Here is a 22,822-nt window from a genome sequence, read left to right on the forward strand (position 1 = left end):
GGTGGCAAGTGAAACGAGTGTGGAAACCGAGGCGTTTCTGGTCGAGGTCTGCTGGCATTATTTCATCAATGAAATGACCCAGTCCGAAGTGGCGGCACTGATGGGGGTCACCCGGCTGCGCGTGAACCAGGCCATCAGAAGTGCGCGCGCCGACGGGCTGGTGCGGGTCGATATCCAGTCGCCACATGTCATGCGCCTGCGCCTGCAGGAAGACCTGAAGACCCGTTTCGGCCTTGCCGACGCCATCGTGGCGCCGGCCAATGCGGACAATCACGACTATCAGCGCCCCGCAGGGGTCGCCCTTGCCAACTACCTGGCAAAAGGATTGCGCGAGGCGCGCTGGCAGCGGATCGGGGTGTCCTGGGGCATGACGCTGACAAATGCGATGACCCATCTGCCGCGCATGCAATTGCCGGAGATCGAAATCATATCGATGATCGGCGGCACATCGCAGGGCGCATCGTTCAACACGTTCGGGATCGCCTCTGGTTTTGCCGACCGGCTGGGCGCCCGATATTCGCTGTTTGCCGCCCCGGTCTACCTCTCGCCCGGCACAGACAGGGAGGAGTTTCTCTCCGATGCCGTTTTCAGCGAGCATCTGGAAAAGCTGAAAACCCTCGATCTCGCCGTTCTGGTTGCCGGCGATCTGTCCGACAGGTCCGTTCTGATGAACACCGGACTGCCGTCCAGTGTCACACCGGCGACCCTTTCCGAAAAAGGTGCTGTGGGCGATATCGTCGGCCATTTTATCGATCACAACGGCCGGGAGGTCGACCACTTCATCAACGACTGTGCCGTCGGCATCCGGCTTGATGCGCTTGAAAAGGTTCCCGAACGGGTGCTTGCCGCAGCCGGTACACACAAGGTCGACGTCATCATCGCCGCCATCCGCCGCGGGCTCGTTACCACGCTTGTGACCGACGACATCACCGCCGAACGCATTCTGGCCAGGACCTCATGAACAAAACAGTTATTTTCGATTTCGACGGTGTGCTCGCCAACAGCGAAATCATCGCGCTCGCCGAACTCCAGACCTCGCTTGAAGAATACGGGATAACGGTCGACTGGGATACGCTGGTCGAGAAGTTTCTCGGCGCCTCGATCAAACAGATCACCGCCTTTGTCGAAAACAGCACGGGCAAGCCGGTTGAGCCCGCGTTTCAGAAGGACTGGTATGCGCGGCTGTTTGACCGCTACGCCCGCGAACTTCAGCCGATGACGGGTGCCGCGGACATGCTCGACAGTCTCGATGCGGCCGGCATCGGCTACTGCATCGCGTCCGGCGGCTCCTACAAACGGCTGGGAGTGGCGCTTGACTGTATCGGCTTTGCCGACCGTTTCCGCGGCCGCGCTTTCAGTGCGGAATCGGTCGAACACGGCAAGCCCGCGCCCGACGTTTTTCTGTACGCCGCCGAACAGAGCGGCGCGCAGGCCGGCGACTGTGTCGTGCTTGAAGACTCGATTGCCGGCGTCATTGCCGCCGGCCGCGCCGGGATGCGCTGCGTCGGCTTTGTCGGTGGCGGCCACCTTGAGGGCGTAAGGCCGCTTCATGCCGAACGGCTTCAGAGCGCAGGCGCCGACACCGTGCTCACAGACCTGTCCGGTTTCCGGCAAGCCGCATTCGGCGCCGTCTGAAGCCTGTTGACAGGGGGCGCAAAGCCCGACAGAATCACGGAAATTCCGAGGGGAGCATCATCCGATGCTGAGATGGCAATGCGCCGGACCCTTGAACCTGATCCGGGTCATACCGGCGTAGGAACGGAAAATGGTTGCGTTCCCTGTTTTCGCGCCCGCGCCGCTGCCCGGTCTTCGTATGATCGTGGAGCGCTTTCTATGCCGTTGGACATTCGTAACATCTGCTCGCCGGGAACTCTTGCCGGGGCACGGCCATGAGAACGGTCGACTATCGCCTGAACGCCATTGTCGATGCCGGTCTGGTTGAGGCCGCGCCGCTGGCGGAGTTGGCGCGGCTTGCCGCCGAAAACGGCGCAACGCTGATCCAGTATCGCGACAAATTCGCCAAAACCCGTCAGATGGTCGAACGCGCCGTTCAAATCCGCGCGGCGCTCGCGCCCACCGGTGTGCCCTTCGTCGTCAATGACCGGGTCGACGTGGCCCTTGCGGCCGAGGCCGACGGGGTGCATCTGGGCAGCGACGACATGCCGGCGGAGATCGCCCGGAAGCTGCTTGGCCCGGACGCCATTATCGGGCTCACGGTCAAGAACGCCTCCGACGGCGCCAGGGCGGCAGCCGCACCGGTCGATTACGCCTGTATCGGCGGTGTTTTCCAGACGCTTTCCAAGATCAATATGGATCCTCCGGTGGGCCTCAACGGCTTTCGTGCGCTGCGCCGCGGCCTCAAACGGGCGCGGCCCGACCTGCCGGTTGGCGCGATTGCCGGTATCAAGCTTGAAGACGTGCCACGGCTGATGGCCGAAGGGGCCGACGGCATTGCGGTGATTTCCGCAATTTTCCACGCACCCGACGTTGCAGCCGCAACCCGTGAACTTCGCCGCAGCGTAGACACGGCCATCGCACCCCCGGCACAATGACGGAAAAGCCCGGCACGCTGCACGCCCGGGCAGCACAGCTTGCCACGCGGCTGGAAACGGCACTCGCGATGGTCGCCGCGGCCGTGCTGGCGGTGATGCTCGCTGTGGTGCTGACCAGCGTGGTTCTGCGCTATCTGTTTCACACCGGCGTTATCGGAACGGAAGATCTCGGCATCTGGCTGAATGTGGCGCTGATTGCCCTTGCCGCGCCGCTTGCGCTGTCCGGGCCGCTTGCCATGCGGCTTGACCTGCCTTTCGGCCCGTCTGCCAAAAAACTGGCCGGCATCATTGCCGATGCGTTCAGCCTGCTGGCGGCTCTTGTGCTGATTTTCGGCAGCACGCGCGTCGTGAACCTCATCGGCGGCACATCGCCGGCACTCGGCCTTCCCGAATGGGTGCGTTTTGCGGTGACCGGCGCAGGCGGCGGTCTTCTCGCGATCATTCTCGTTCTTCGCCGCATCGGCGAACGGCAGGTTCTGCCGCTTGCGGCATCGGCGACCCTTGCATCCGCAGTCTATTACGCCTGCCTGCACGTCACCGTCACAACCGCCCTGCCTGCAAGCATTGCGATCGCGCTTGCGGCAGCAGTCGGCCTTGCCGCCGCCGCACCGCTTGCCCACGCCTTCATCGCGGCGGCGATGATCGCCATTCCCTTCGGCGGCAATCTTGGAACGGAAACCATCGTCACCACGACCGTTTCCGGCATGTCCCACTTTCTGTTGCTCGCCATTCCGTTCTTCCTGCTGACGGGGGCAGCCCTTTCCGCCTCGGGCGCGGCAAGGCACCTTGTGGCCTTCGCCGCCTCACTGGTCGGCCACCGGCGCGGCGGGCTGGCCCAGACGGTGCTGGCCACCGGCACGCTGTTTTCCGGAGCCTCCGGCTCTTCGGTCGCCAATGCCGTGTTTTCCGCCACCACCTTTCACCCGGAACTCGTGCGCCATGGCTATCCGCCGGCCCGCTCCGGCGCAATCATTGCCGCCTCGTCGGTGCTCGACAACATCATCCCGCCGTCAATCGCCTTCCTGATTCTGGCGGCCGCCACCGATCTTTCGGTGGGCGCGCTGCTTCTCGGCGGGCTGTTTGCGGGGCTGGTGATGGCGGCGGCTCTCTCCATCGCCATTTACCTCACGACCCGCAATCTGCCCGGCAGCAGACCGGTGGCTAGGGGCGAACGCCGGCGATCCCTGCTTGCAGCGGTCCCCGCCTTCGGGCTCGGCGTCATCGTGGTTGCCGGCATCCGCATCGGCATCGTCACCACCACCGAGGCGGCAGCCCTTGCGGCCATCTATACACTTGCACTTGCGGCTTTTTCGAAAACGCGCCGGACAGCGCTTTTTTCGGTTTTCCGACAGACCGCGACCGAAGCTGCGGCCATCGGCCTTCTCATCGGTTCGGCCGGGCCGTTTGCCTTTCAGCTGGCCGTCGACGGCGTATCCGGCATGATCGCCTCAACCGTTGCCGCTTTCGGCGGTTCTCCGGCCGCGGTTCTGGCCTTTTCCGTCATCGTTCTGCTTGGCGCCGGGCTGGTTCTCGATATCGGCGCGGCGATCCTGCTTCTCGGCCCCCTTCTGCTGCCGCTTGCCACCGGCTCGGGCATCGACCCGATTGCCTTCGGCGTGATCATCGTCACCACGCTGATGATCGGCGGCCTGACGCCACCGGTCGGCATGCTGGTTCTGGTGGTGGCCGGCGTGACGGAGGTTCCCCCGGCCGCGCTTTTTCGCGCGGTGCTGCCCTATCTCGCCGCACTTCTTGCGGCAATCGCCATTCTTTGCACCTGCACCCTGTTGATCTGAGAGGAAACGTCATGCAGCCCCTCACCCGTCGCCATTTCCTGAAAGCCGCTACGCTGACCGCGCTTTCGGCCCCGTATATCGCCCGCCCGGCCCTGGCGCAGACCACGGTGACCGTGGCCTCATTGCTCGGAGAGGACAAGCCGGAAACCAGGATCTGGCGCTATATCGCCGAAAAGGCCGAGGAACGGCTGCCCGGGCGTTTTCGCTTCAACATCGTCGCCAATGGCGCGCTGGGCGGGGAAAAACAGGTCGCCGACAGCATCCGCCTTGGTTCCGTGCAAGCAAGCCTTTCGACCGTTTCGGCGCTGTCGTCATGGGTGCCGCAATTGCAGATCCTCGACCTGCCGTTCCTGTTTCGCAGTCCCGAACACCTTGGCCGCGTGGTTGCAGGCCCCGTGGGCGCGGAACTGAAAGGCGCGCTTGCCGATGAGCGCTTCATCGTCGGCGGCTTTATCGACTACGGCGCCCGCCATCTTCTGACGAAAACGCCGGTAACCCGGCCGGAAGGGCTTGAAGGCGTCACGATCAGGGTGATCAACAGTCCGCTTCATACCGGGTTGTGGAGCGCGTTTGGCGCGGTTCCCGTCGGCATTCCGATTACCGAAACCTATAACGCGCTGGCCACCGGGGTTGCGGATGCCATGGACCTGACCAAATCCGCCTATGCCGGGTTCAAGCTCTACGAGGTCGTGCCGTGCCTGACCGAAACCGGGCATATCCGCGCGTCCGGCGTGATCTATTTTTCTCAAGGGTTCTGGGACGGGCTCGACCCCGAGGCTCAAGCCGTTCTGGAGGCGATTTCAGCCGAGGCCGCGCTCTATTTCAATGCACTGATTGTGGAAGACGAAACCGCAGCCATGCAAACCGCGCACGAAAATGGCGGCATCGTGTTCCAGCCCGAGGACATGGACGCCTGGCGGGCGGGCGCCAGGAACGTCTGGGCCGATTTTGCCCCGGCCGTCGGCGGCATGGAACGGATCGAAACGGTCGCAAACACCTGACAGGCAGAGGTCAGAAATGATCTTCAAAAGTCTCAGACCTTGCGCCGGCGAAAACCCCGCAATACTCTCTCGCCAATGCGCCAATAGATAACGAGGTAATCCATGTGCACGTCCCTGCTCTACACAGATCTTTCCGGCTCCGTTTACGCAGGACGCACACTGGAGCTGCCGGTGGAACTGCCTTATCTGGCGGCGTTCCTGCCCAGCGGCACACAGCTTTCGTCAAAGGCCGGCAATCATGCACCGCTGACCTATGAGAGCCGCTACGACATTTTCGGCGTCGTGGTGCCCAATGGCAGCGTCGAGGACCTGAAAGTGGTGGAAGGCCTGAACGAGGCCGGGCTGAATTTCTCCCTGCTTGCCTTCGCCGACACGCATGGCCCCGATGACACACAAGCCGATGATGTGCCGGTGCTGTCGGCAATCGATCTCGGCGCATGGATGCTGGCACAGTTTTCCACCGTAGCGGAAGTCAGGGAAGCGCTTGAAAAACAGACGGTTCTGGTCGATCCGCTGGCGGCCCTCGGCGGTGTTGTGCCGCCGTTCCACTACACGGTTCATGACCGGAGCGGCGCATCCATCGTCATCGAATTCTTCGACGGCGAACGCCATATCTTCGACAATCCGCTGGGCGTGATGACCAACAGCCCGCGTTTCGACTGGCACCTGACCAATCTCAACAACTATACCCACCTCAGCAATGTCGACCATTCAAGCGCGACGTTGCTGGGACAGAATTTCATACAGCCCGATTCCGGCATCGCCACGGTGACGCTGCCCGGTTCGGACACCGCCGTCGACCGGTTTGTCCGGGCCGTCTATTACGCCCATTTTTCAGAAAAGGCGGACGGGCCCGAAGCATCGCTGCGCCAGCTTGGCCACGTGATGAACAAGTTCGACCGGCCCAAGGGGGCCTCCGTCTATTCCAGCGCCAAGGCCAGCGCACTGACGGAATCGGCCACCAGGCTGACCGGCCAGCAACCGGCGCAAAAACCGGAATTCATCACCGAATATACCTCCTGGATCACGCTGATCGATCTGGAACGCAGCACCGTGATGCTGCGCACCTATAACAGCCTCGGCTATGCGTCCTTCGACCTTGCCGCACTGAAGGCCGGCGCCACCGGCCCCAAGGTCGTCCCGCTCGAAGCCTTCGATCAGGGCAGCCCCGATGCCGACAAGGTGCTGCTGGCGCTTTAGGGCGTTCCAGACAGAAAACGCCGCGTCCCCGAAAGACGCGGCGTTCTGATATTGCGCTGTTGCAGCCCGCTCAGTGATGGAAACCGGAGGCTTCGTCTTCGGTCAGCGGTTTGGTGATCGGGTGCGCCCTGAAATAGTCGATCGCCGCCTTCATGTCCTCGATCAGCAATGAGCACAGGTCGATCGAAACGCCGTTTCTGACCAGAATGCGCTGGATCGCCTGCTCCTCGCAATTGGCCGGCAGCGTATAGGCCGGCACCTGCCAGCCGCGCGCGCGCAGACGGTCGGCAAGGTCGAACAGCGTGTAATTGGTCGGCAGATCATCCTTCAACTTCCACGAAACCGCCGGAATGCCCTTTTCCATGTCGCCATCGAAAACGATATCGACAAGATTGGTCTTCCTCAGTTCGTCCGCCAGATAGGCGGCACTGCGGTAGCAGGCCTCGTGAACCTTGCGATAGCCCTGACGGCCCAGCCGAAGGAAGTTGTAATACTGGCAGATCACCTGTCCGCCCGGGCGCGAAAAGTTGAGCGCGATATCGCGCATGTTGCCGCCAAGATAATTGACCCAGAACACCATCTGTTCGGGAAGATCCTGCTCCTCACGCCACAGAACCCAGCCCACGCCAAGCGGCGACAGGCCAAATTTGTGCCCGGAGGCGTTGATCGATTTCACCCGCGGCAAACGGAAATCCCATTCCAGATCCGGCGCGCAGAAGGGCGCCAGAAATCCACCGCTGGCGCCATCCACATGGATGGGAATATCAAGCCCGGTGCGCGCCTGAAGATCGTCAAGCGCATCGGAGACGGCCTTCACCGGCTCGTATTCGCCGGTATAGGTAACGCCGAGGGTCGGCACCACGCCGATGGTGTTTTCGTCGCAGAGCTTCAGAACCTCTTCCGGGGTCATCAGCAGGCGGCCGTTTTCCATCGGAATTTCGCGGTGCTCGACATCCCAGTAGCGGGTAAACTTGTGCCAGCAGATCTGCACCGGTCCGGTAATCAGGTTCGGCTTGTCGGTCGGCTTGCCCTCGGCCTTGCGCCGTGCTTCCCAGCGGCGCTTCATCGCAAGCCCGCCCAGCATCGCCGCTTCGGACGAGCCGGTGGTTGAGGTGCCCGTCGCCGGGCCTTCTGGCGCATTCCAGAGATCGGCCAGCATCCGCACGCAACGCGCCTCGATTTCGGCGGTCTGCGGATACTCATCCTTGTCGATCATGTTCTTGTCGATGCAATCGTCCATCAGCTTGTGGACTTCCGGCTCCTCCCAGGTCTGGCAGAAGGTTGCCAGGTTCTGGCGGGCATTGCCGTCGAGCAACAATTCGTCATGAATGGCGGCATAGGTAAGACGCGGAGCGCGTTCCTTTTCGGGAAAGCCGGATTTCGGCAGGATCGCCGAAAGATCGGCCGCACCGTAGGTCTCGTCATTGAGATCGAACGGGTTGTCCTGTTGGCGTTGGTCCGTCATCGGCATCCTCTCCCTTTGTCGCTGGTCTCTCAAACGGTGTTATCGGCTCCCCCCGAAACGGTCAAGACGATGGCGCAGACCCGGGATTTCGCAAGCGACCGCAAACCGATCGACGACCCATACTTGATTTCCGGCAGGCGTCCCCGTAGAGATCAGATAAAAGGGCAAGCGCCCCAGACCCGAGGCAAAGAAATCAGATCATGCCGGTCACAACGCATATTCTGGAAAATGGCATGAACCGGTTCGGCAAGCGGCTTGACGCGTTACACATTATTTTGAGCGTTCTTGCAGTTCTGCTGCTGTCCGCCTGCACGTCGAGGCCCGACACGGTAACGATTTACCCGCGTCCCGAAGCGGCCGGTATCGAAGGTGCGCGCACCGTCACCGTCTATGTGGCAACGACGCGCGAACGCGCGGCACAACCGATCGACGGCTTCACCCGTGAGCGCGAATTTGACCTGAGCTATGCGGAATTCGTGATCTCGATCCCGCCGGACCATGACCCCGGCGAAATCGAATGGCCCTATTCCCCCAAGGCAAACCCGGAAGATTACTTCACCGTGCTGAAGCATACCATGCTCTCGCAATCGGCGTTCGATGCGCGGATTGCGCGGCGCGCGCGCGAAACCAGCCAGGGCAGTGTCGGCATTTTCGTGCACGGCTTCAATGTCTCGTTTCAGGAAGGCCTCTTCCGGATGGCGCAGCTTGCCGCCGACAGCAATGTTCCCGGGGTTCCGGTCCTGTTTTCGTGGCCGTCGCAGGCACGCATTCTCGACTATGCCACCGACAAGGAATCGGCCACCTTCTCGCGTGACGGGCTGGCGGATGTTATCGAACAGGTCACCGCACAATCCAGTGTCCGTTCGGTCATGCTGTTCGGACACAGCATGGGCGGCTGGCTGACGATGGAGGCGCTGCGGCAATTAAGCCTGGAAGGCAAGCAGACCGCGCTTCGCAAGCTGAATGTCATCCTCGCCGCGCCCGATATCGACGAGGACGTTTTTGCCGCCCAGGTCGATGTGATCGGCCCGCTCGATCCGCCCCTGATGGTGATGGTCTCCAGCGATGACCGCGCGCTCGGGTTTTCGCGCCTGATACAGGGCAACCGCCAGCGCACCGGGCAACTGGACATCAACGACCCGGAAGTGCTCGAACAGGCGCAGGCCATGAATGTGTCGCTGCTCGATATTTCCTCCATATCATCCAGGGATATGCTCAACCACAGCCGTTATGCCGCGCTTGCCGCGATCTATCCCGAACTGGACGAGGATGCCGACCTCGGCAGCGATCTGCGCACCGCCGGCGTACGGTTCCTGGATACCATGGGCCGTATCATCGATCCTGCCAACATCCTTGGCCAGGCCATGGACGCACAAGAGGCCGGACGATAGCCGGCTCAGACTGCTGACAAACCCAAAGACGTGCACGTTGTTGCCTCCGCCAGCGGTCCCCACGGGCGTCATGCTCGGACGTGATCCGAGCATCCATTTCAGCCATCCCTTTGATAAGAAAGGGGTTCAGGAAAGCGTACATCGTGTGGCCGTGGATCCTCGGGTCAAGCCCGAGAATGACCCGGAGCGAGGGGCGGCTTTGTCAACAAACTGGGCGAACGATATAATCGGCTTTCTTGCCGCGACCTGACAAAAGACCGGGACCGGGCGTAACCATTCCTTGCAAATAAGGTCATGGCCTTTAAGATTTACCTGTCTTATCAACGACAGCAGGAGGGGATGGTGCGCGCAGGGTCAAAATATCAGCACCTCATTCACGGGGCGGGTTGCCCGTGCCACACACCGGAATTCGCCCGTCTCAATCAGCGGCTGATGGATGGTTTCAGCCGGCGTTCGGTGCTCAAGGGCGTGGCCGGAACCATAGCGGCAGGTGCGCTTGCATCCGTACCCTCCCTTGCCGAAGCCAATGACCGCGCCACCCTGCTGACCAATGTCCGCATCTTCGACGGAATGTCCGACACCCTGACCGAGGGCCGCAATGTGCTGGTGCGTGGCGGCCGGATTGAAGCGCTGCCTCCCGTTGCCGAAGAGGTGGCCGATGCCGATATCGTTGACTGCGGCAACCGCGTGCTGATGCCCGGCCTGATCGACGCCCACTGGCATTCGTTGCTCTGTGCCATCCCGATGCAGACGGCAATGACCGCTCAGGTGCCCTATGTTCACCTCGTGGCCGCAGCGGAATCCGAAAAGACGCTGATGCGAGGCTTTACCACGGTGCGCGATGTCGGCGGCCCGTCCTACGCGCTCAAACGCGCGATCGACGGCGGCAAGGCCATCGGCCCGCGGATCTATCCGGCCGGCGCGATGATCACCCAGACCTCCGGCCACGGCGACTTCCGCTTTCCCTATGAAATCCCCGCCTCCGACAACACCAATCTCAGCCATGCCGAGGAAGCCGGGATCTCCTCGATTGCCAACGGTGTGCCGCAGGTGCTGAACCGCGTGCGCGAGCAGCTGATGCTGGGCGCAAGCCAGATCAAGATCATGACCGGCGGTGGCGTGTCATCGCAATATGATCCGATCCCCAGCCTTCAGTTCACCCCGGAAGAAATCCGCGCCGCGGTGCAGGCGGCAACGGACTGGGGCACCTATGTCTGCGCCCATGTCTATACGGCGGCCGGCATCAAGCGGTCGATCGAAAACGGTGTCGCATGTATCGAACACGGCCAGCTGGCCGACGAGGACACGGTGCGCATGATCGTTGACACCGGTACGTGGTGGAGCATCCAGCCCTTCCTGGCCGATGCCGATTCCAACCCGCAAGGCAGCGAGCAGCAACGCCAGGACCAGCGCAACATTGCCGAAGGCACGGTGCGCTGTTTCGAATGGGCGAACAGGTTCGGCATCGAACGCATGGTCTGGGGCACGGATATCCTGTTCAATCCGACCCGGACAAGTTCGCAGGGCCGCCAGCTTGCCAAGCTTGCCGACTGGTTCTCGCCCGCCGACGTGCTGAAAATGGCCACCAGCCGCACCGGCGAACTGCTGCAGCTTTCCGGCGAACGCAATCCCTATCGCGGTCGCCTCGGGGTGATCGAGGCAGGCAGCTACGCAGACATGCTGCTGATCGACGGCAATCCGCTGGACGATATTTCGCTGATTGCCGATCCGGACAACATGACCGCCATCATGAAGGATGGCCGTTTCTTCAAGAACATGCTGGCATAGGAGACGATATGCACGCATATGCTTTCAAATTTCTGGCTGCAGGCGCGGTGGCAGCGGCCCTTTCTCAAACCGCGCTCGCCGCAGACCCGGTGTCAACGCCTGCACCTCAACCGGCGCCGGTGACGGCCAATAACTGGACCTTCGAGGTTACGCCCTATGTCTGGGGCGCAGGGCTTTCCGGAAAGGCTTCCCCCTTCGGCAGCGCTCCGACCGTGCGGGTCGACCGCAGTTTTTCGGAGATACTGGACAATCTGAAGCTTGCCGGTTTCGTCAATTTTCTCGCAACCGACGGCAGGTTCGGGGTCTATGCGGACGTGATGTATATCGACAGCCAGAACGAACAGGCCACCGGTCCGGTGACGCTTCCCGGTTTCGGTCCGGTCCCGGGGGTCAATGTCGATCTTGACGCCCGGCTGTTCAATGCCGCGCTGTTCGGCGCCTACAGGCTTGCGGATACGGACAGGTTCGCGCTCGACGCGCTGGCCGGTGTCCGCGTTGTCAAGGCGTGGACCGATGTTTCGGCCAGTATTCCCGGCACACCCAATACCTATCGGGCAAAGCGTGATTTCGGCTGGGTGGACCCGGCCTTCGGCGCGCGCATGGAATATGATTTCGGAAAGGGCTTCAGCTTTGTCGGCGAGGCCGATATCGCCGGTTTTTCCATCGGTTCGGACCTCACATGGCAGGCCATGGGCGTGGTCAGATACGATCTTTCGCGCTCGACAGCTCTCTCGGTTGGTTACAAATACATGTCCGTCGACTATGACGACGATGGCAAGTTGTTCGACGTCGACATGCAGGGACCGACCGTGGGCCTCACCTTCCGGTTCTGATCCGGCGGCATGTTAAGCCTGATTGTCAGGTCTGGTTGACACTTGGGGCCACGGTGGGGAACACTGTGAACGCTTCAGGGGAAGCGGGGATGGAAACAACAAAAGGGTCAGGTGCGGGGCGTGCGTGTATTGCGTAAAAGGGGGCTTTTTCCGGCGGGTTTGTTGCTGCTTTCAGCTTGCAGCAGCGCGGAGCGCGGCCCGGTCATTCCCTTCTTCGGGGCCTATTTCCCCTCATGGATAGCCTGTTCGCTGATTGGCGTTTTCGGCGCCGTCATCATCAGGCTCCTGTTCATCAAGGCCGGCATTGACGCCGTGATGCCGCTGCGCGTGATCGTCTATCTGTTTCTGGCAATCGCCATCGGCCTGCTGTCGTCAATCCTGCTGTTCGGGCGGTAAACCATGTTGAGCACCAAGGCAAAGCTTGTCACCCTCATCCCGGTCATCGTCATCGGCGCAACCGTCTATCTGGGCTGGACCCACATGACGCGGATGAAGGCGAATATTCTGTCTCAGGACGCGACGCTGACGGCGCCGATTACGCAGATTTCGTCCACCGTTCCCGGCCGGATCGCCGAGATTTACGTTGCCGAAAACGACGAGGTCAGCAAAGGCGATCTGCTGTTCTCGCTGGAAGATGAGTCCTACCGCCTCCTGGTGGCCCAGGCCGAGGCTGATCTGAAGGCGGCTGAAGCACTCTACGAATCCCAGAACAGAAACATTGCCGCCGAAACGGCCAACGCCCAGATCGCCGCACAGCAGATCGAGCGCGCACGCGCCAATCTGGAACTGGCCGACGAGACGCTGGAGCGCCTGCTGCCGCTGCAACCCAAGGGCTACGTCACCGACCAGCAGGTTCAGGACGCCCGCACCGCCAAACGCGATGCCGAGGTTTCGCTCGAACAGGCGCTTCAGCAATCCAAGGCCGCAGACGCGCTGATTTCCACGCCCGAGGAAACCCTTGCCGTGATCGAAGCGCGCCGTGCCGCGCTCGACCTTGCCAAATACAATCTTGCCAATACGAAAATCTATTCGCCGCATGACGGCCGTGTGGTCGGACTGAAATTCTCGAGCGGCCAGTTCGTGGTTTCGGGCGCGCCGCTGTTCACGCTCGTCAATACCGGACAATGGTTTGCAACCGCGCTTTACCGCGAGGCGGAACTGAAGGACCTGCCGGCGGGGACCTGTGCCACCGTTTATGTGATGGCCGACCGCTCGGTGGAAATCAAAGGCCGCGTTCAGGGCATCGGATGGGGCGTTGCAACCGAAAGCATGATCCAGGTGCCGAGCGCCCTTCCCTATGTGCCGAAGGAACTCGACTGGGTACAGATCGCGCAGCGCTTCCCGGTGCGCATCGAACTGATCGACCCGCCGGAAAACCTGATGCGCATCGGCGCATCCGCCTCGACAGTGGTCCGCCATGGCGATGACTGCTGAAAGCATGTTGCAGCGGAAGTCGCGCCGGCTGATCGATGATCTCCGGCCCTTTCCCGGACGTCTGCGTCTGGCGCTGTCCATCGGCGCCATCTGCGCAATCTCGACCGTCATCTCGATGATGTATCATTTCCCCGAAGCCGCCATCGGCTGCTATCTGGTGATCTTTCTGATGCGGGCCAATGCGGCGGAAAATGTCGTCACCGGCGTCGGCATTATCGGCGCTGTCAGCATCGTGGTCGTGCTTTTGATCGGCATCATCAACCTGACCATCGATCACCCGCCCGCGCAGATCGCGGCTATCATTCTGGCCTCTTTCATCTTCCTCTATCTGGATTCCGCCACCAAGGCAGGCGAACAGGCGGGCATTGTCGCGCTGGTGATTTCCTTCGTTCTGACCCTGCTCGGCAACATTCCCCTTGGCGAGATCGCCACCCGTGCCGTGCTCTATGCCTGGGCGATGGTGTTCGTGCCGATGGCGGTGATGGCCGTCTACAATCTCCTGTTCGGCATTCCCCCGCAAAAGCTTCTGCGCCAGACCATTGCCGAACGGCTGGAACTTGCCGCCCAGCGTTTGGAACGGCCCGAGGCCACCGATGACCTCGCCTTCACGGACGCGCTCGGCGAGGGCATGGCCGAATCCGACAAGAGGCTGATGCTGACAAAGCTCCTGCACCTTGTTTACGGCAAGGCCTATGAATTTCTGGAACGCGGACAGGCCCACAGCTACCGCCTGCTGCTTGCGGTTTCGGCGCTGCCGGACGAGGCCGATGGCGAAACCCGCTTCGAACTTGCCCGCATCTGCCGCAGCATGGCCGAGGCTGTTCTTGCGAGAAAAGACCTTCCGGCCTTTCATGCAGACGCGTTCGAGGGCGATCACCTGTTTGACGATATCGCCCGCACGCTGGATGACCTCAGCCATATGGCGCCCCTGGACAAGGGCGCGGCGGTGAACGATCCGGCCGTCTCGCCGGACATTTTTTCCAATCCCGTTCATCTGCAATTTGCGCTGAAGACCACGCTTGCCGCCGTCACCTGCTTTTTCATCTATACCGCCATCGACTGGCAGGGCATCCACACGGCGATGATCACCTGTTATGTCGCCGCGCTCGGCACCACTGGCGATACGGTGCACAAGCTGGTGCTGCGCATCACCGGCTGTCTGATCGGTGCGTTTTTCGGGCTTGTCGCAATCCTGTTCGTTATTCCGCAGCTTGAATCCGTCGGCGGGCTTGCCGTGCTGATCTTTGCCGTCGTTTCACTGGCGGCGTGGGTTTCGACCGGCAGCGAGCGGATTTCCTATGGCGGTGTACAGATCGCGCTCGCCTTCCTTCTGACAGTGCTGCAGGGTTTCGGGCCGGGCACCAGCCTGAGTGCCGCCAGCGACCGCATCATCGGCATTCTCTTCGGCAATGCCGTGGTCTATGTGATCTTCACCAATATCTGGCCGGTGAGCGTTGCCGCCGAGGTGAAGAAGCGCACCGCCATGGCCACTGACAAGCTGAAACAGCTCGCCGGTCTCGATTTTGCCACCCGCCGCGCGTCGACCGCACTTGTTGCTTCGGTCCAGACCGATCTCGGCGTGATCCGCAATGCCGTGGAAATGGCGCCCTACGAACCGCGCCACATGCGGCCCTCCCGTCAGGATCGCGAAAGCTATGCCGGCACGGCCAGCACGCTCAACGGTCTGTCGCTGGCGCTTTTGTTCCGGCGCGAACCGCCGCCCGTTGCGGATCTGCAGCCGGCCCCGGTTGCAAGCTCCGGCGAGCCGGCAGATTTTTCCAGCACCGCCCAACCGGGAGAAACGAGATGAAGCCAATCCGTCTTTCCAGAATGGCCGGCATCATCGCGGCGGTCGCCCTCGCCGCCCTTGGCGGTTGCGCGCCCGATTCCCTGTCGCTGGCCCCGCCCTCTCCCGAGCGGCCCTGGCAGCCGGCGGCGGAAAACACCAATGCGGATGATCTGAAGACCACCGCGCAAGGCGGCAGGGAGCTGGCGCTGTCGCCGCCGGTCGTCGATACACAGAAGACCTACGCGCTGCCGGAACTGATCGACCTTGCCCAGCGCACCAATCCCGGCACGCGGGCCGCCTGGGAACAGGCCCGTCAGGCCGCCCTTGCCGTCGGCATGGCGGAGGCCACCTATCTGCCGGTGATCACCGCCAATGTGATTGCCGGCACCAACGACAATTCCGCCGAACTTCCGGTTCCCATCGGCGGCAGCGCTTATTTCGACAGCAATATTCAGGGCGTGGTGCCGTTCATGGCGCTGCAATGGCTGGCGCTTGATTTCGGCGGCCGCAGCGCTGTCGTGGAGGCGGCCAAACAGGCCTCACTGGCTTCCAACTATCAGTTCAACGCCATGCACCAGAAGCTGGTCTTTGCCGTGACCGGCGCCTATCACGACTATAACGCCGCCCGCGCCCATACCCGCGCGGCAAGCCAGGCGCTTTCCAACAGCCGCACGGTGCTGGACGCAGTCAGGGCACGGCGCAATAACGGGCTTGCAACATCGGTAGACCAGGCCCAGGCCGAACAGATTGTCGCCCAGGCCGAACTCGGTCTCGTGCAGGCCAGAGGCACCGAACAGGACACCTATCAGGCGCTTCTCGGCGCGCTCGGCATCTCGCCGATGTCGAAGCTGAAGATCCGGGATACCGCCGGGCGCGGTCTGCCGGCGCCCGCGCGCGCACCGGTCGAGACCATGATCGAGATTGCCCTTTCGAAACGGCCCGACATTCTCGCTGGCTATGCCACGCTTGAGGCCAGCCGGGCGGGCGTGAAAAAGGCGCAATCCGATTTCATGCCAAAGATCGGCGTGTTCGGAACGCTGTCATCCTATGAAACCGGAGTGACCGCCGGCGGGCTGCCGACCATCGACAATAACGGGCTGAACGGCAATATCATGGTTGGCGCCACCATCCCGCTTTATGACGCCGGCATGCGCGATGCCAATCTGAAACAGGCCAAAAGCCGTGTGGAAGCAGCCCAGCGCAATTTCGAACAACTGAAAGATGCCGCCGCCCGCGAAATCGTGGTGGCCTCGAATGCGCTGACCACCGCGCTTCAGGCCAATGCCTCGGCGGTAAAGCTCCGGCAGGCGGCCTACAAGACTTACGATTCCGCGCTCGAAGCCTATCAGAACGGGGTGGGAACCGTTTCGGCCCTGGCAACCGCACAGACCGGACTGCTGGAGGCGCGGCTTGCCGAAAGCGATGCGCGCGAAGCTGCCTTTACGGCCGCTGCCAATCTCGCCTTCGTTCTCGGATCCTCGGCAGCGACGGCCACAGCGCGCTGAAGAAACCGTTGTCGCCATTCGGTTTCAGCAGCATGACCGGTTCGCCGCTCCATCAGCGCGCGGCGCGGATCACGGTCTCACCGCCGGACGTCAAAATCAGCTGACCGTTATCGGCAATATCGAAGCCGTCGACCGTGGAGATCGCGTCGAAGAAACGGCGTTCCAGCGCCATGAGCGGTTCATCGCAGGCCATTTCGGTGGCTGCCAGAGGCCCGACTTCAAGACCGCCTTCGCCGCCAAGCTTTATCCCGCCCATATAGCGATTGCAGCCGGCGGAACCGGAAATACGACCTTCCGCATCGATCTCGAGCGTTACCGCGTTTTCCTCCGGCAAGGCTTCGGAGCCGATGTCCGACACGGTCCATTCCGGCCCCGAAAGAAGCGACATCGTATCCCCGCCGCAGCCGTTCAGGACGCCGGACGCCGTTGTCAGCGCGACGGACTGGGGAAACAGTCGGCCACTCATATCATCGCGACAAAGCCGGTCGGCGATTGCAATGGAAAGACCGAAAGCGTCAAACCCATAATGATAGGCGCCCTCTGAAATTTCCGGTGCGGGCAGGCCGAGGTCAAGCCTGTCGTCGCCGTAATTGAGGTCGAGGCGGAAACGATCGCCATCGATGGCCGCCTGCCAGCCGGGCTCGTTGCCCTGTGCCTTCCAGCTTTTGTCGTTTTCAACCACCACGCATTCGGGATATTCCTCGCCGGCAAGGCGCAACATGGCCCTGCTGCCCTTGCTCCAGAATTCGCTGTCGCTGTCTTCGCTGGCAAAGCGTGCGCCATCGGCCGAAACCACCTGGGGCAGTTCGAAGATCATGTCATCGGTCTCGATCACGGCCATTTCGTCGCGAAAGCCGATTTGCACCTGCCGATCACCGCAATGCCATGTGCTCTGAAAGCCGGAAGGCGAAAAGCCCGAAAGCCAGACTGTGCCGATATCAACGTCATCCGCCCCCGGAGCAATGCCAACCGGATCAACGGCGAAACGGATTTCGTTGTCAACCATGATGACCGCGGTCAGTTCACCCTTCACACCGCTCGGCACTGAAAGTTCAAAGGCAAGCGGCACCTGGCGGCCGCCGGTGAGCTGGCTCATGCTGCCCAGCTCGGTGCCCTGAAAGCCTGTGACTGCAACAGCAAGCTCAGCACCCTCCGGCAGCGCCATACGCTCGCGATAGGTCGCCTCGCCGGAAATTGTTCGCATGTCCTGCGCAAGCGCAGAGGATGATGCCAACGCTGCAATGAGCACGATCAGAGTTTTCGACATGGTGACCTCCTGCATTATGATGCTTTTGCCGCAAGCCTAACCACGAGGCGCTACAGGTCAATGTCAACCGACCAAAGTGCGCGAAAAACCGTAACCGGCATGCGCCGATCACCTGCGATAGCAAGCTGTACGATTTACGTCATGACAATCCGTTGCTATCGTCATTGCAGCATTCCGAAATGTGGGTGGTCATTTCAGCGCGGCGTTTTTTAAACGTCGGTGGATGTGAGGAGGGATCTTGGACAGAAAAGCAAAGGCGACCGGGCTGCCACGACTCTCGATCAACGTCGAGCGCTATCCCGCAACCACGCGCGTCCTGCACTGGCTGATAGCGGCGCTGGTGCTGTTGACCTGGCCATTGGGCATGGTCATCAAATTCGTGAAAAACGAGGTCTCGCTTGATTTCTACTTGGTGCACGAAAGCCTTGGCTTTCTGGTGTTGTGGCTGATGCTTCTGAGGGTCGGAAACCGGCTGTTGACGCCCAAACCGGAAGATCACGGACCACGGATCGAACGGATTGCCGCAGCCAGCGTGCACGGACTGTTCTATGTGTTCCTGATCATCATGCCGGTCAGCGGTTTCCTCGCCACCAACGCCCATGGCTTTCCGTTCACCTGGTTCGGGGTGCTGCCGATCTGGAGCCCGGTCGGCAAGGCGCCCGAGATCGCCCCCGTGCTTTCGGCCATCCATCTGGCAACCGCCTGGATCCTGCTTGTCCTGTTCGTGCTGCATATCGGCGCGGTGCTGATGCACCATGTCATCCGGCGCGATTTCACCCTTTACCGGATATTATAATACATGCAGGCAGTCGAGATCACCGATGCCGTCTGGGAACGGTTGCTTGCGCTGCGTTCCGGCAGCGGCGAAACGCCTGTCGGCGATGATCCGGCAACCGCGCTTTACGCCCCGATTGCCGGGGCGCGCGGGCCCTTTGTTCTCGCGCAAGTCGGTCAGTCGCTTGACGGACGGGTCGCAACGCCATCGGGGGATGCGGCGAATGTCTCCGGCCCGGACGGGCTTGCCCACCTGCACCGCTGTCGCGCACTGGTCGATGCGGTTGTCGTCGGCGTCGGCACGATAAAGGCCGACAATCCGCGCCTTTCGGTCCGGCTTGCCGAAGGCCCGTCCCCCGTGCGCGTGGTGATCGACTGCCACGGCGCGCTCGATGGCCGCGAGGGCCTGTTCCATGATGGCGGCGCACCGGTGATCGTGATCGAAAGCACATCGGCGCCGGCAAGGCCGCTGCCGAACGCCGAAATCCTCCGCATACCGCCTTCCGGCAGCGGTCTTGCCACCGGCGCAATCGTGAATGCGCTTGCCGGACGCAGGCTGAATCGCCTTCTCGTGGAAGGCGGGGCGCGCACCATTGCCCGTTTCATCGAGGAGGGTCAGGTCGACCGGCTGCATGTCGCGATTTCGCCGCTGATCATCGGAGCAGGCCCGAGCGGCATCACGCTTCCGCCGGTTGCGCGGCTTTCCGATGCGCTGCGTCCCTCGGCCAAAGTCTTCAGCCTCGGCAGCGATATCCTGTTCGATTGTGTGCTTACGACATCAGGCCGGCAGGGCAAGAAGGTCGATGTGGCCGACGGAACATAGACTGTCGGGTTCTTCGATGGCGGCATGGCGAAACGCAATCCAGTCCGCGATATCGTCGGATGTGAACCCGCCAATCGCCTCAAGCGGCTGCCGAAAGCCCGCGATGAAGGCGCGTTGCAGCGCGGCGCTTTCCCGGTTCATCAGCCACGGGCTGTGCTCCGTCTCGACCCTGAAACCATGGCCCTTGAAAAGGTTCGACAACTCCGTGGCCGCGTCGGGACCGAGCGCCGGCCCGAACCCCTTGTCGGTCTTTTGATGCCGGTTGAAGGCGGCGACCACATCGTCATCGAGCGCGTGCGGCCGGGACCAGTGGATCCGGCCGTCATAATTCAACGCCGCGTAAAGTCCGCAACCTTTGGCCGCAAGCCTATCGGCAAGTGCTGCCGAATAGGCCAGCGAGCAGAGATCGAAGAGTGCGGACGCCGTGACCGTGGCCGCATTTTCAAGGGGAAGGCCATCGAGGTCGTTGAGGTCATGCCGGCGGAAGCTGACGCGATCCCCGGCGTCCGTCCGCCGTTGCGCTTCTTCAAGCAGCAGCGGGTCGTTGTCGAGCATCAGCCATTCTGCGTCGGCGGAGACCTTGCCGGAAAGACTTCGAAACGTCGCGCCGGTTCCGCAGCCGATATCGAGGAGCAGCGGTTTGCGTTTTCCTGCAAGGTGGCGGGCCAGCACATCCACCAGACGGCCATTCCGGGCGGCCCGGTCCGCCGGTTCTCGCAACGACAACCACGCGGCATCAAAACTCATCGCATTTGCTCCAGCACATCGGAAACGAGACGCCCCGTCTGAGCCCAGCCGGGAAGCCTTGCCCCTGCCTGCCGGGCGCCTTCCGTCTTTTGGCGTCGCAGTCCGGCGTCACAAATCAGGCTGCGCAGTGCTCCGGCAAAGGCGTCGCCATCATCCACCGGCACCAGTATTCCCGCCGTTTCCGGCACCACATCCGGCACCGCGCCCGCCCGACAGGCAATAATCGGCAGGCCATGGGCAAGCGCTTCGGCAAAGACCATGCCATACCCCTCATACCGGCTTGCCAGCGCAAACAGGTCGGCCCCGGCGAAAAACGGGCCGATATCCTCCACCGTCCCCGCAAGCGTGATCCGTTCGCCAAGGCCCAGATCATCGATCTGTCGCGCGATCTTCGCCGCCATATCCACGTCAAGTGAAGGGCTTCCGACGATCGTTGCCGTCCAGGAAAGGTCTTCGACCCGTTTCAGCGCATCGACAAGCACATCATGCCCCTTGCGCGGCGTCAGCGCACCGACGGAGAGGATATGCGGCACTTCGTTGCAAGCCGCTGCCGATGCGGGCCGGTCCGTTCCCGGCGCGGCAATGCTGATGTTTTCTTCAGCCACGCCATACCCGGCAACCAGTGCACGTGCCGTCTCGGGCGATGTCACGATGACATGGCGGGCATGAGAGAGCGCCCCGGCCTCGCTCCTCAGCAGGGCCTCGGCCCGGTCCTGCGAAAGCCCGGTTTCAAAGGCAAGCGGATGGTGCACCAGCGCAACCACAATCAGCCGCCCGGCCTGTCGCGCGGCCCACTGGTCCAGAACGCCAAAGGCGAGGCCATCGATCATCACCAGCGTATCGTCGCGAAGGGCTGAAAGAGCATTTTCCGCCGCTTCTAGAACGGCTGCGTCGGGATGCGGGAAACCATCGCCCAGCGGCAACAGATCGACCTGCCATCCCAATGCCTCAAGTTCTGCAATCAGCCGCCGGTCATACCCATAACCGCCGGTTTTCAGGTCAAGATTGCCGGGAAAGGCGAACACCAGCCTCAAAGATCGGCCTCGTACCAGCCGCGCGCGGCGTGCGATTCATGCAGCGTCACGCGGATCCGGCAGATCCGGTGGCTGCCCGCTCCAAGCCGGCCTTCGGCAACGGCTTCCGCCAGCCGGTCGAAAATGAATTTCGCAATCACCTCGGTGGTCGTCACCTTTCCCTTCAGGGCGTCGAGTTCATCAAGGTTCTGATAATTCAGCGGTTTCAGCACCTCGGACAACACCTCGGTCGCAGCACCGATATCGACCGCCAGCCCGTCCTCATCCAGATCCTGCGTGAAAAACGCGGCATCGGTCACGAAGGTGGCGCCATGCATGGCCTGCGCGGGGCCGAACACCGGACGGGGAAGGGAATGGGCGATCATGATGTGATCGCGAACCTCGACAGCAAACATAAGACCTTCTCCTCAATAGCGAATGCGATGGCAGAGCGTGTCCGGAGACGACAGGATGGCCGGATAAGCCTGTTCAAGCTCTGCAAATGAGGTATCGCCCGAAATCAGTGCGTCAAGGCGGGCATCGGCAAGAAGCTGAAGCGCCTTGGCCATGCGGCGCGCAAAGGTCCAGCGCGGGCGATGCGACGGCGGGAGAGAACCGACCTGCGAACTGACGAGGCGCAGCCTGCGGGCATGAAACGCGCCGCCCAGCGGAATGGCGGACAGCCCCTGGCCATGCCAGCTTGCCTCCACGATCCGCCCCTCCTGCCCGGCATGCTCGATCGCGTTTGCAAGCGCCTTGTCCGATCCCGAAGCATTGACCGCCACGTCGAAGGGACCTTCGATATCGCCGGTCGAAAATGCAATGCCGAGCTTTTGCGCAAGGCTTGCCCTTTCGCCATTGGGGTCGATCAGCAGGGTTTCGGTGCCCGGGATCAGGGATGAAAGATATGCCACCAATGTGCCGACCGTGCCTGCGCCGAACACGGCGACCGTTTCGCCCGGCGCGATTGACGCATCCCAGACGATGTTGAGCGCGGTTTCCATATTGGCGGCCAGAACCGCCCGCTGCGGCGGCAGGCCTTCCGGCAGAACCGAGAGCATATCCGCCGGCGCCACGAACCGGTCCTGATGGGGATGCAGACAGAATACGGTCCGGCCGGTCACATCTTCCGGGCCGTCCATAACCCGGCCGACTGCGGCATAGCCGTATTTCACCGGAAAGCGGAAGCTGCCCGCCATGTTCGGTCCGCGCATCCGCTCCCACTCGCTTTCCGGCACCCTGCCCTGAAACACAAGCGTCTCCGTCCCGCGGCTGACACCGGAAAAGAGCGTTTTGACGAGCGCTTCATGGTCACGCGGGGCCGACAAAGGTTCGGTGCGGATTTCGCAGCGTCCGGCTTCGGGAAACCACAATGCACGGGCGTTCCCGGAGACGTCTTCATGCGTGCGCGATCGAGTGTCCGACACTGCCCTCTCTCCCTGTC

At 62.1% G+C, this 22,822-nt stretch carries 21 protein-coding genes and 1 riboswitch; of the genes, 15 read left to right on the forward strand and 6 right to left on the reverse strand.

The features are described from left to right. Position 1: 1 nt before the first annotated feature. From ABID12_RS08040 to ABID12_RS08065, 6 genes are all read left to right on the forward strand, one after another. The gene (locus ABID12_RS08040) at positions 2–961 is read left to right on the forward strand and encodes a sugar-binding transcriptional regulator (RefSeq protein WP_354433775.1); all 960 of its coding nucleotides are present in this window, start codon (positions 2–4) and stop codon (positions 959–961) included. After that, the gene (locus tag ABID12_RS08045; RefSeq protein WP_354433776.1) at positions 958–1,635 is read left to right on the forward strand and encodes an HAD family hydrolase; all 678 of its coding nucleotides are present in this window, start codon (positions 958–960) and stop codon (positions 1,633–1,635) included. Before ABID12_RS08040 ends, ABID12_RS08045 begins: the two co-directional genes overlap by 4 nt. A 38-nt stretch (positions 1,636–1,673) precedes the next feature. After that, positions 1,674–1,776: riboswitch (TPP riboswitch) on the forward strand. Between the two features lie 113 nt (positions 1,777–1,889). Further along, complete coding sequence (thiE, locus tag ABID12_RS08050) at positions 1,890–2,552, forward strand: thiamine phosphate synthase (protein WP_354433777.1); 663 nt, start codon at positions 1,890–1,892, stop codon at positions 2,550–2,552. After that, entirely contained in the window at positions 2,549–4,348 is a 1,800-nt protein-coding gene (locus ABID12_RS08055; RefSeq protein WP_354433778.1) for a TRAP transporter large permease subunit, read from the forward strand. The genes thiE and ABID12_RS08055 overlap by 4 nt, the downstream gene beginning before the upstream one ends. A gap of 11 nt (positions 4,349–4,359) precedes the next feature. Continuing rightward, positions 4,360–5,349, forward strand: a complete 990-nt coding sequence (locus ABID12_RS08060) for a TRAP transporter substrate-binding protein (RefSeq protein ID WP_354433779.1) — start codon at positions 4,360–4,362, stop codon at positions 5,347–5,349. Between the two features lie 102 nt (positions 5,350–5,451). After that, on the forward strand, positions 5,452–6,549 hold the full coding sequence (locus ABID12_RS08065) for a linear amide C-N hydrolase (RefSeq protein ID WP_354433780.1): 1,098 nt from the start codon (positions 5,452–5,454) through the stop codon (positions 6,547–6,549). A gap of 70 nt (positions 6,550–6,619) precedes the next feature. Here the strand turns inward: ABID12_RS08065 and gad are convergent, their stop codons facing one another. Beyond that, positions 6,620–8,014 carry a glutamate decarboxylase gene (gene gad / locus ABID12_RS08070; RefSeq protein WP_354433781.1) on the reverse strand — a complete coding sequence of 465 codons (1,395 nt, stop codon included), beginning with the start codon at positions 8,012–8,014 and terminating at the stop codon, positions 6,620–6,622. Positions 8,015–8,214: 200 nt separating this feature from the next. Here gad and ABID12_RS08075 point away from each other — a divergent pair, with 200 nt between their 5' ends. The 7 genes from ABID12_RS08075 to ABID12_RS08105 all read left to right on the forward strand — a co-directional run bounded on the left by ABID12_RS08075 (position 8,215) and on the right by ABID12_RS08105 (position 16,754). After that, entirely contained in the window at positions 8,215–9,405 is a 1,191-nt protein-coding gene (locus tag ABID12_RS08075) for an alpha/beta hydrolase (RefSeq protein WP_354433782.1), read from the forward strand. A gap of 342 nt (positions 9,406–9,747) precedes the next feature. Continuing rightward, on the forward strand, positions 9,748–11,193 hold the full coding sequence (locus ABID12_RS08080; protein WP_354433783.1) for a metal-dependent hydrolase family protein: 1,446 nt from the start codon (positions 9,748–9,750) through the stop codon (positions 11,191–11,193). 8 nt (positions 11,194–11,201) lie between these two features. Continuing rightward, a complete protein-coding gene (locus ABID12_RS08085) occupies positions 11,202–12,026 on the forward strand; it encodes a YfaZ family outer membrane protein (protein ID WP_354433784.1) in 825 nt (274 codons plus the stop codon). Between the two features lie 162 nt (positions 12,027–12,188). Next, positions 12,189–12,422, forward strand: a complete 234-nt coding sequence (locus ABID12_RS08090) for a YtcA family lipoprotein (RefSeq protein WP_227023773.1) — start codon at positions 12,189–12,191, stop codon at positions 12,420–12,422. Positions 12,423–12,425: 3 nt separating this feature from the next. After that, complete coding sequence (gene mdtN / locus ABID12_RS08095) at positions 12,426–13,460, forward strand: multidrug transporter subunit MdtN (RefSeq protein WP_354433785.1); 1,035 nt, start codon at positions 12,426–12,428, stop codon at positions 13,458–13,460. Then, on the forward strand, positions 13,444–15,270 hold the full coding sequence (locus tag ABID12_RS08100) for an FUSC family protein (protein WP_354433786.1): 1,827 nt from the start codon (positions 13,444–13,446) through the stop codon (positions 15,268–15,270). The genes mdtN and ABID12_RS08100 overlap by 17 nt, the downstream gene beginning before the upstream one ends. After that, a complete protein-coding gene (locus ABID12_RS08105) occupies positions 15,267–16,754 on the forward strand; it encodes a TolC family protein (protein WP_354433787.1) in 1,488 nt (495 codons plus the stop codon). Before ABID12_RS08100 ends, ABID12_RS08105 begins: the two co-directional genes overlap by 4 nt. 52 nt (positions 16,755–16,806) lie before the next feature. Here ABID12_RS08105 and ABID12_RS08110 read toward each other — a convergent pair whose 3' ends face one another. Beyond that, a complete protein-coding gene (locus ABID12_RS08110; RefSeq protein WP_354433788.1) occupies positions 16,807–18,021 on the reverse strand; it encodes an META domain-containing protein in 1,215 nt (404 codons plus the stop codon). A gap of 238 nt (positions 18,022–18,259) precedes the next feature. Here ABID12_RS08110 and ABID12_RS08115 point away from each other — a divergent pair, with 238 nt between their 5' ends. After that, positions 18,260–18,817, forward strand: a complete 558-nt coding sequence (locus ABID12_RS08115; RefSeq protein ID WP_354433789.1) for a cytochrome b — start codon at positions 18,260–18,262, stop codon at positions 18,815–18,817. A gap of 3 nt (positions 18,818–18,820) precedes the next feature. Next, positions 18,821–19,618 carry a RibD family protein gene (locus tag ABID12_RS08120; protein ID WP_354433790.1) on the forward strand — a complete coding sequence of 266 codons (798 nt, stop codon included), beginning with the start codon at positions 18,821–18,823 and terminating at the stop codon, positions 19,616–19,618. Here the strand turns inward: ABID12_RS08120 and ABID12_RS08125 are convergent. The 4 genes from ABID12_RS08125 to ABID12_RS08140 are packed head-to-tail and all read right to left on the reverse strand — an operon-like array spanning position 19,574 to position 22,805. Next, complete coding sequence (locus ABID12_RS08125; protein WP_354433791.1) at positions 19,574–20,365, reverse strand: class I SAM-dependent methyltransferase; 792 nt, start codon at positions 20,363–20,365, stop codon at positions 19,574–19,576. The genes ABID12_RS08120 and ABID12_RS08125 overlap by 45 nt on opposite strands. Continuing rightward, positions 20,362–21,390, reverse strand: coding sequence for a glycosyltransferase family 4 protein (locus tag ABID12_RS08130; protein WP_354433930.1), 1,029 nt, complete (start codon positions 21,388–21,390; stop codon positions 20,362–20,364). The genes ABID12_RS08125 and ABID12_RS08130 overlap by 4 nt, the downstream gene beginning before the upstream one ends. 5 nt (positions 21,391–21,395) lie before the next feature. Then, positions 21,396–21,794: a 6-pyruvoyl trahydropterin synthase family protein gene (locus ABID12_RS08135; protein ID WP_354433792.1), complete on the reverse strand. Its 399-nt coding sequence runs from the start codon at positions 21,792–21,794 to the stop codon at positions 21,396–21,398. Between the two features lie 12 nt (positions 21,795–21,806). Further along, entirely contained in the window at positions 21,807–22,805 is a 999-nt protein-coding gene (locus ABID12_RS08140; RefSeq protein WP_354433793.1) for a zinc-dependent alcohol dehydrogenase, read from the reverse strand. Positions 22,806–22,822: the final 17 nt, after the last annotated feature.

It is taken from the genome of Martelella mangrovi (assembly GCF_040545495.1).
GTDB lineage: Bacteria > Pseudomonadota > Alphaproteobacteria > Rhizobiales > Rhizobiaceae > Martelella > Martelella mangrovi.

What these genes read in the sequence shown, in the direction of transcription:
- ABID12_RS08110 (WP_354433788.1), bottom strand. Translation starts at nt 18,021, where the DNA reads ATGTCGAAAACTCTGATCGTGCTCATTGCAGCGTTGGCATCATCCTCT.
- ABID12_RS08120 (WP_354433790.1), top strand. Translation starts at nt 18,821, where the DNA reads ATGCAGGCAGTCGAGATCACCGATGCCGTCTGGGAACGGTTGCTTGCG.
- thiE (WP_354433777.1), top strand. Translation starts at nt 1,890, where the DNA reads ATGAGAACGGTCGACTATCGCCTGAACGCCATTGTCGATGCCGGTCTG.
- ABID12_RS08055 (WP_354433778.1), top strand. Translation starts at nt 2,549, where the DNA reads ATGACGGAAAAGCCCGGCACGCTGCACGCCCGGGCAGCACAGCTTGCC.
- ABID12_RS08125 (WP_354433791.1), bottom strand. Translation starts at nt 20,365, where the DNA reads ATGAGTTTTGATGCCGCGTGGTTGTCGTTGCGAGAACCGGCGGACCGG.
- ABID12_RS08045 (WP_354433776.1), top strand. Translation starts at nt 958, where the DNA reads ATGAACAAAACAGTTATTTTCGATTTCGACGGTGTGCTCGCCAACAGC.
- ABID12_RS08105 (WP_354433787.1), top strand. Translation starts at nt 15,267, where the DNA reads ATGAAGCCAATCCGTCTTTCCAGAATGGCCGGCATCATCGCGGCGGTC.
- mdtN (WP_354433785.1), top strand. Translation starts at nt 12,426, where the DNA reads ATGTTGAGCACCAAGGCAAAGCTTGTCACCCTCATCCCGGTCATCGTC.
- ABID12_RS08075 (WP_354433782.1), top strand. Translation starts at nt 8,215, where the DNA reads ATGCCGGTCACAACGCATATTCTGGAAAATGGCATGAACCGGTTCGGC.
- ABID12_RS08065 (WP_354433780.1), top strand. Translation starts at nt 5,452, where the DNA reads ATGTGCACGTCCCTGCTCTACACAGATCTTTCCGGCTCCGTTTACGCA.
- gad (WP_354433781.1), bottom strand. Translation starts at nt 8,014, where the DNA reads ATGACGGACCAACGCCAACAGGACAACCCGTTCGATCTCAATGACGAG.
- ABID12_RS08135 (WP_354433792.1), bottom strand. Translation starts at nt 21,794, where the DNA reads ATGTTTGCTGTCGAGGTTCGCGATCACATCATGATCGCCCATTCCCTT.
- ABID12_RS08060 (WP_354433779.1), top strand. Translation starts at nt 4,360, where the DNA reads ATGCAGCCCCTCACCCGTCGCCATTTCCTGAAAGCCGCTACGCTGACC.
- ABID12_RS08085 (WP_354433784.1), top strand. Translation starts at nt 11,202, where the DNA reads ATGCACGCATATGCTTTCAAATTTCTGGCTGCAGGCGCGGTGGCAGCG.
- ABID12_RS08100 (WP_354433786.1), top strand. Translation starts at nt 13,444, where the DNA reads ATGGCGATGACTGCTGAAAGCATGTTGCAGCGGAAGTCGCGCCGGCTG.